The following is an 8,289-nucleotide window of genomic DNA, read 5'->3' as shown; positions in this document are numbered from 1 at the left end:
CCCCCGGGAGACAGCGAATCACGCCCGCCGCAAACCGCGGATCACATGCGAGTCAGTGACCATGGCGGTTGGTATAAGCCGTAACTTTGCGCAGCAGCCCGGCCGTGAGCCGACACCGGGGGATTTGGCCTCACGCATCGGCATGCCACTCGACAAGATGCAGGCCGTCCAGCGGCTCGTCCGTGATCCGATCAGCCTCGACACGCCGATCGGCGAGGAGGAGGACGCGCGGCTGGGTGCCCTGATCGAAGATCGGAATGCCAGGGTGCCCTTCGACCCGGCGGCAAGCGCGGACCTGCGCGCAGCCATGGCGCAGGTTCTCTCGAGCCATCCGTCGCGCGAGGAGCGCATTCTCCGCATGCGCTTCGGCATCGGCACGGACCGCGGCCACACGCTGGAGGAGGTGGGGCCGGCCTTTAATGTGACGCGCGAGCGTATCCGCCAGCTCGAGGCCAAGACGCTGAGGAAGCTGAAGAAGGCGGCGGACCAGCGCGCATTGCGGAGCTTTCTCGACGGCGAATAGCCCGTCTCATCCAGTAGCGGCTCCAGCCGGCACATCCGTGTGCCGCTTGCGCCTGAGAGAGCGGTTGTTTGCACCCTCCTCATTCCCGTGCTTGCCGGATTTGGCAAGGGACGGATGGTGGCGCCAGGCGTTATATCGGAGCTGCTGGACTGGGGAGCCATCAATGTCGGACGAGGAACGCATTCGCCGCCGCGCCCATGAAATCTGGGAGCGCGAGGGGCGGCCCGAGGGTAGGCAAGAGGACCATTGGGCACAGGCCTGCCGTGAGATCGCCGCGGAAGAGGATGGCCCTGGCGCTGCGGCCTCATCCTCCAGCGTGAATCAAGACCCGCCCTCGCCGCCGCAGATGCCAATGTCAGGCATTCTTGGCGGACAGTTTGGTGGCGAGGGCGCTGCCAATTTATCGGGCGGCGTTGGAACGACACTGCGCCAGGGTTCGGGAGCGGCGGGCGGGGATACCGGGCCGCTTGGTGGCGCTGGCAGCGCGGCGGCACACCACCCCGGGATTGGCGCGAGCCTAACGGAGAGCCCGCCGCGCTTCGGCCCGGCATCTGTGCCGCCGGACGATGCGGGCCCGGGCATCGCAGATTCCGGCTCACCGCACGGCCCGTCGGCGGCCGATCGCGGCAAGGGCTTCAGTGGAGGGGCCGCCACCGGCAAAGGTGACCACCTAACAGAAAGCGAAGCTGGTCTCGGTGCGGCCGGACTCTCCGGTGATGAGGCGCCTGGCCGGATCACCGGTCGAGGCTGAAGCTTCTGGCATGCAGGGCAGGGCACAAAGAGGAGGCGCATAGGCTCCTCGGAGGGCTTGATCTCTCCTGGCATCCCGAAGGTGCTCGACAGCAAGGACGGCGAATAGCGTCAGGCCGGAAACGTAATTATCGGGGCGCTGGCCCGATAATTACGTTCCCGGCGGTGTCGCATCATAAGCGGGTCTCGAGATGAACCCGCCGGTCTCCTTGCATTAATTGCGTGGCCACAGCTCCTCCACAGACCTACTCATCCCTGAGGATCCTAACGTTGGACGCAACCGTTGACTGGGCACTGGCGAAGCACCCTCAAGCCCAGTTCCGCCGGTCTAGGTGGACCGATCTCCGGGGCCTCTGGAGCTTTGCCTTTGACGACGAGGATCGTGGGATCCAGGAGGGTTGGCCGGGGCGAGCCGACGTCTTCGACCGGGAAATCCTCGTCCCCTTCCCACCTGAATCCCCGGCCAGCGGCGTCCACGAGCGAGGCTACCACCCGTTCGTTTGGTACCGCCGCGTGTTCGAGATCCCCCCAGCCGGGCGAGCGCCTCGGCTGCACCTGACATTCGGCGCGGTGGACTACGAGGCTCAGGTCTGGGTCAATGGCCAATTCGCCGGACGTCATGAGGGAGGACACACCCCCTTTACCCTCGACATCACAGCCTGGGTCTCTCCCGAAACCGAGCAGGTCATCGTCGTACGCGTCCACGACGACCCGCTCGATCTGACCCAACCACGCGGGAAGCAGTACTGGGAGCTCGAGCCGGCGGAGGTCTGGTATCATCGGACCACAGGCATCTGGCAGCCGGTCTGGCTGGAATCGCTGGGCGAAGCCTTCGTCGAATCGGTGCGCTGGACTGCCGATCCGGATCGCTTTGCCGTCCATATGCGCTTGCGGGTCGGCGGGCGCGCAGCCAGGGCGACTCAAATCCGCCTGCGTCTGTCGCTCGGCGGGCAGCCGCTGGCGGAGGACATCTATGCCCTGGACGGGGCGGTGCTGGACCGCGAAATCATTCTGCCCCGGCGCATGCATCGAATCGATGCGGTTTGCTGGGCGCCCCACCATCCCCATCTGATCGACACCTCGATCGAGCTGTTGGCGGCCGATGGCTCCGTGCTCGACCTAGTCGAAAGCTATTTTGGCCTGCGCCGGATCGAGGCTGTGGACGGTCGGCTGTTGCTGAACGGCGTGCCCCTGTTCCTGCGACTGGTCCTGGCCCAGAACTATTGGCCGCAGTCGCATCTGGCGCCGCCAAGCGACGAGGCCATCCGGCGCGAGGTGGAACTCGTCAAGGAACTCGGCTTCAATGGTGTGCGAATCCACCAGAAGATCGAGGACCCGCGGTTCCTCTACTGGTGTGATCGCCTGGGCGTGCTTGTCTGGGGCGAGGCACCCAATGCTTTCCAGTTTGACGAGCGGGCCGCCGAACGGCTGTGCCGTGAGTGGGCGGACGCGATCCGACGCGACTATAACCACCCCTGCATCATCACCTGGGTGCCGTTGAACGAGAGTTGGGGCGTGCCGGACCTGGAGCACAACCCGGCCCAGCGTGCGTACCTGAAGGCGCTGTACCATCTCACGAAGACGCTGGACCCTACGCGCCCGGTGATCGGCAACGATGGTTGGCAGAACGCCGTCGGCGACATCTTTGGTGTGCACGACTACGCCATGGACCCCGCCAGGCTGACCGAACGGTACGGCTCCTCCGAGGCGCTTCGACGCACCTTCGAGGCGATCCGCCCGGCGCATAACCGCCTGTTGGTGGACGGCCAGACCTTCGAGCAACAGCCAGTGGTGGTCAGCGAGTTCGGTGGCCTCAGCATCAAGCCAACCGACGGGGAGAACTGGTACGGCTACGCCACAACGAACGATGCCCAGGAGCTGCTGGTGCTCTATGAGGCGCTGGTCGGAGCCTTGCTGGATAGCACCGGAATCGCGGGCTTCTGCTACACCCAGCTCACCGACACTGAGCAGGAAAATAACGGCCTGCTGACTGCCGCTCGCGAGCCCAAGCTAGACATCTCCGCCATCCGGGCGATCACTTCCCGCCCGGCCCGGTCTGTCCCTAGCGAGATCCTGGACGCCATCTTTCAGCACGAGGTCGCAAGACGGCGTGCGAGCCGGGCCGAGGAATAGGCGCTCGACAAGGGTCACCTGGACAAGAAGGCGGGCGACAATGCTGGCGTCCAATGCGCGACGCCTCAGTAGGACGTTAATCGAGTCGTAGTTCAGCGGGTGAGGGCCACCCCGACGCTCCTATAATGGTCAACGTTATAGGAGCATCAAAGTCGTCGCACGATGGAAACGCATTATAGTGTGCCGGTTGATGCGGTTTCTATCAAGCGGCGGCATCGGCTCTGGCGCATTTAGATCCGTTCCACCCGTACCGCGCAAAACTTGAACTCGGGAATCTTTCCCCAGGGGTCTAGCTGCGGGGTTGTCAGGAGGTTTGCCGCTGCCTCGCGAAAGGCGAACGGAACGAAGACCAGCCCATCCGGCAGGGCCGGATCGGCCCGCGCGGCGAGCTCGATGGCACCGCGGCGCGTGGCGAGGCGCACGCGGTCCCCGGGCGAGAGCCCGAGCCGTGCCAGCTCAGTCGGTGACAGCGCAGCGGTCGGTCCCGGCTCTAGCGCATCCAGCGGACCAGCGCGGCGCGTCATGGTGCCGGTATGCCAGTGCTCGAGCTGCCGGCCCGTGGTGAGGACAAAGGGAAACTGCGCGTCCGGCATCTCCGCCGGATCGGCAAGGCCAGCCGGGACGAAGCGGGCGCGGCCCGAGGCGGTCGGAAAGCGGTCGCCGAAGACGATCTCCTGCCCTGGCTGGCCGGGTCCGGCACAGGGATAGGTAACACTGCCCTCCCGCTCCAGGCGCTCCCAGGTGATATGTGCGAGGGAGGGCGTGGCCTCCGCCAACTCTGGAAAGACGTCGCGTGGATGCGTGTAGGACCAGGGGAGGCCGAGACGCCGGGCGAGTTCCACGATGATGACGAGATCCTGCCGCACCCCCTCAGGCGGCGGCACGGCGGCGCGGCCCAGTTGGACCTGGCGGTTGGTATTGGTCACCGTGCCGTCCTTCTCCGGCCAAGCGGAGGCCGGCAGCACCAAATCGGCCAGCGCCGCGGTCTCGGTCAGGAACAGGTCCTGCACCACCAGATGCTCGAGCCGCGCCAGCGCGGACCGGGCATGCGCGACATCGGGGTCCGACATGGCCGGGTTCTCGCCCATGACATACATGCCGCTGATGTCGCCCCGCTCGGCGGCGTGCATGATCTCTACCACCGTCAGACCTGGCCGTGGATCCAGCCGCGCATTCCAGAGCCGTTCCAGATGAGCTCGCGCCGCGTCGTCACCGGTTCGGCGGTAATCCGGGAACATCATCGGAATTAACCCGGCGTCCGAGGCTCCCTGCACGTTGTTCTGGCCACGCAGCGGGTGGAGCCCCGTCCCGGGCCGCCCGATCTGGCCGCAGAGCAACGCAAGCGCGATCAGGCAGCGGGTGTTGTCCGTGCCGTGGGTGGACTGCGAAATGCCCATGCCCCACAGGATCATGGCCGATCCCGCGCATGCATAGAGGCGCGCCACGCGCCGGAGCTGCTCGGCGGGGACGCCGGCGATCGGGGCCATCGTCTCCGGCGTAAAGGCCACGACATGGTCGCGGATCAGCGCGAAATCCTCGGTATGTGCGGCAACGTATTGCCGGTCGTACAGCTCCTCCACGATCACCGTATGGAGCATGGCGTTCAGCACGGCGACATCGCGGCCCGGCGCGAACCGCACCACTTCGGCCGCATGGCGATCCAACGCGCTTCCACGCGGGTCCATAGTGACCAGCGTCGCACCCCTGGCCGCCGCATCCTTCAGATAGGTGGCTGCGACTGGATGGTTCTCGGTCGGCCGCGCACCGATGACGACGATCACCTCGGCATCGCGCGCGGCGGTGAAGGGGGCCGTGACGGCGCCCGAGCCAATGCCTTCCAGCAGCGCTGCCACGCTCGCCGCATGGCAGAGCCTGGTGCAGTGGTCGACATTGTTGGTGCCGAAGCCGGTGCGTACCAGCTTCTGGAACAGATAGGCCTCCTCATTGGAGCCCTTGGCCGAGCCGAAGCCGGCGAGCGCGTCCGGCCCCCTCATGTCGCGGATGCGGGCGAGACCGGCGGCGGCATGGTCGAGCGCCTCCTCCCAGCTCGCCTCGCGGAATTTGCCACGCGCGACACGAGGGTCCAGACAATCGGCCGGGTCCTTGGACGCACCCTCGATGCGGATCAGCGGCCGGGTCAGCCGGTCGGGATGGGTCAGGTAGCCGAAGCCGAACCGTCCCTTGACGCAGAGCCGCCCCTGGTTGGACGGGCCGTCGCGGCCGACTACCTCCTCGATGCGATCCTCGCGCACCCGGAAGCCGACCTGGCAGCCGACGCCGCAATAGGGGCAGATGCTGGCGACCTCGCGCTCCGGCGGCGCAGCCCGGCGGCCGGCCTCGTCCAGCACCGATTTCGGCAGCAGCGCACCGGTCGGGCAGGCCTGCACGCATTCGCCGCAGGCGACGCAGGTCGAGGCGCCCATGGGGTCCAGCAGGTCGAAGCTGACGGTTACCGCCATGCCGCGTTCCGCCAGCCCGATAACGTCGTTGTGCTGCACCTCCCGGCAGGCGCGCTCGCAAAGGCCGCACTGGATGCAAGCGTCGAGCTGCACCGCCATGGCGGGATGCGAGAGATCCGGCGCCGGACGTACCTCCTCGGGCGCGAAGCGGGATTGGGTGACGCCGAGCCGCTTCGTCCAGCGGGCGAAGCCGCCGGTCGCGTCGCGCGCCTCCTGCCCCGGCTGGTCGGCCAGGAGGAGCTCGAAGACCATCCGTCGAGCGCGGGCGGCCCGCTCGCTCGCGCTCCGCACCACCATGCCCTCACGGGGCATACGGATGCAGGAGGCGACGAGTACCCGCTCGCCCTCGACCTCGACCATGCAGGCGCGGCAATTGCCGTCCGGCCGGTAGCCCGGCCGTGGCAAATGGCAGAGATGCGGGATTTCTACCCCCTCGCGCTGCGCCACGGTCCAGATCGTCTCGCCGGGCGCGGCCTCGACCTCGCGGCCATCCAAGGTGAAGCGTGTCACGGCACCGCCTCCGGCATGTGGCGCAACAGGCTGCGCACGGGGTTCATGGCGGCTTGGCCGAGGCCGCAGATCGAGCCATCCGCCATCGCCACCGCCAGCTCCTCGAGCAGCGCGCGGTCCCAGCGGGGGGCGCGCAGCAACGCGTCGGCCTTGGCGGTGCCGACGCGGCAGGGTGTGCACTGGCCGCAACTCTCGTCGCGGAAGAAGCGCACCAGATTGCGCGCGGCCTCCGCCAGATCGTCCTGATCCGACAGGATGACGACCGCGCCGGAACCGACGAAGCAGCCCACCGAGTCCAGCGTGCCGAAATCGAGCGGCAGATCCGCCATCGAAGCCGGCAGGATACCGCCCGAGGCGCCGCCCGGCAGATAGGCGGCAAAACGGTGCCCCTCGGCCATGCCCCCGGAAAACTCTTCAATGAGCTCGCGCGCGGTGACGCCGGCCGGCGCCAGCTTCTCGCCCGGGTTCCGCACCCGGCCGGAGACGCTGAAAAAGCGCAGGCCCTGCTGCCCGCGCCGTCCGTGCTCGGCGAAGCGCGCCGCGCCGTCAGGCTCGCCCAGGACGTCCGGCAGGAACCACAGCGTCTCGACATTGTGGATCAGGGTCGGGCGGCCGAAGAGTCCATGCTCGCCGGGGAAGGGTGGCTTGTGTCGCGGATAGCCGCGGCGCCCCTCCAGGCTTTCGAGCAGTGCCGTCTCCTCGCCGCAGATATAGGCGCCCGCGCCGCGGCGGAGATGGATAGGCAGCCCCGCGATCCCGGCCGCGTCGAGCGCTGCGATCTCATGCGTCAGCGCGTGGCGGAGGTGCGGATACTCGTCTCGCAGATAAATCCAGCAGGCTTCGGCGCCGACGGCATGGGCTGCGATCAGCATGCCCTCCAGCACGCGATGCGGTTCGGTCTCCAGGCAGTACCGATCCTTGAAGGTGCCGGGCTCACCCTCATCGGCATTGACCACCATATGGCGCGGTCCGGGCTGCGAGAGCACCAGCCGCCACTTGCGCGAGGTGGGGAAGCCAGCACCGCCCAGTCCCCGAAGCGAGGCCGCCTCCAGCATGGCGAGCATCGCCTCCCGCCCAGCATCGCCGGCCTGCCGGACAGCCCGCAGCGCCGCATACCCGCCACGCGTCAGATAGGCATTGAGGCCGGGCGGCGACGGCAGCGCTGGCGGGCCTTCCTTGACGGCGGCGGCGACTGTCGTCGGCGTCGCGGCTTCCACAAGGTCGTGGCCGAGGGCGCAGGCGGGCGCCCGGTGGCAGGCGCCCATGCAGGGCGCGGCCACCACACGGGTTCCGGACGGCGGCGCGGCGCTGAGCGCGTCGAGCAGTGCGCCACCGCCGGCGAGCTGGCAAGGCAGACTGGTGCAAACCCGGATCGTAAGCGGCGCAGGAGCTGGCGCCGTGTCTTCGAGAATCTCGAAGTGATGGTAGAAACTGGCCACTTCGAAGACTTCGACAGGTGCCAAGCCCAGTGTCTCGGCCAAGGCCACGAGATGCCCAGCGCGCAATGCGCCGTGCCGGTCCTGCAGCGCATGCAGGTGTTCAATCAGCATCTCCCGCACCGGGGCGAGGCCGGCGGTCGCTGCGGCGACGGCGACGCGGTCCATTTCGTTCGGTTGGCGGCCACGCGGTCCGCGCCTTGCTGCCTTGGCATTCTCGCTAGTAGGTCCGTCCGTCATGAACCTTGCTCTTGGTGTCACCCTGGCGTCCCCGCAGGGTATCGGCCGCCTCTCGTCGAAAGCAATGGAGAGTCACTTCTGCCTGGAGCTGGTCGCTGATCGCCGATGTTCCCAATCAACTACCGCAACCTCGGACTGATGCTCGCCAGCCGTGGCGCCGAGGTCACGCGGGCACGGTCTTTCGCTGGTCGAGACCTCCGCACTAAGGCCTGTTAGAGCTTGATGACTTTGATCCAGT

The 8,289-nt window shown here is 67.5% G+C and carries 5 protein-coding genes; 3 read left to right on the top strand and 2 right to left on the bottom strand.

What is annotated here, in order from left to right:
- The 3 genes from EP26_RS28280 to EP26_RS28275 all read left to right on the top strand — a co-directional run.
- On the top strand, positions 1 to 523 hold a 523-nt coding region (locus tag EP26_RS28280), incomplete at its 5' end, for a sigma-70 domain-containing protein (RefSeq protein ID WP_281177131.1).
- Positions 524 to 686: 163 nt separating this feature from the next.
- Positions 687 to 1,274, top strand: coding sequence for a DUF2934 domain-containing protein (locus tag EP26_RS34005; RefSeq protein ID WP_084113090.1), 588 nt, complete (start codon positions 687 to 689; stop codon positions 1,272 to 1,274).
- Positions 1,275 to 1,543: 269 nt separating this feature from the next.
- Complete coding sequence (locus EP26_RS28275) at positions 1,544 to 3,406, top strand: glycoside hydrolase family 2 protein (protein WP_043344265.1); 1,863 nt, start codon at positions 1,544 to 1,546, stop codon at positions 3,404 to 3,406.
- Between the two features lie 230 nt (positions 3,407 to 3,636).
- On the opposite strand, the gene fdhF is transcribed toward EP26_RS28275, so the two are convergent.
- Entirely contained in the window at positions 3,637 to 6,375 is a 2,739-nt protein-coding gene (gene fdhF, locus EP26_RS28270; protein ID WP_043344264.1) for a formate dehydrogenase subunit alpha, read from the bottom strand.
- Positions 6,372 to 8,051 carry an NADH-ubiquinone oxidoreductase-F iron-sulfur binding region domain-containing protein gene (locus tag EP26_RS35710; RefSeq protein ID WP_043344261.1) on the bottom strand — a complete coding sequence of 560 codons (1,680 nt, stop codon included), beginning with the start codon at positions 8,049 to 8,051 and terminating at the stop codon, positions 6,372 to 6,374. The genes fdhF and EP26_RS35710 overlap by 4 nt, the downstream gene beginning before the upstream one ends.
- Between the last annotated feature and the right edge of the window lie 238 nt (positions 8,052 to 8,289).

Source organism: Belnapia moabensis DSM 16746 (genome assembly GCF_000745835.1).
GTDB lineage: Bacteria > Pseudomonadota > Alphaproteobacteria > Acetobacterales > Acetobacteraceae > Belnapia > Belnapia moabensis.
This window is presented reverse-complemented; position numbering and strand designations above follow the sequence as displayed.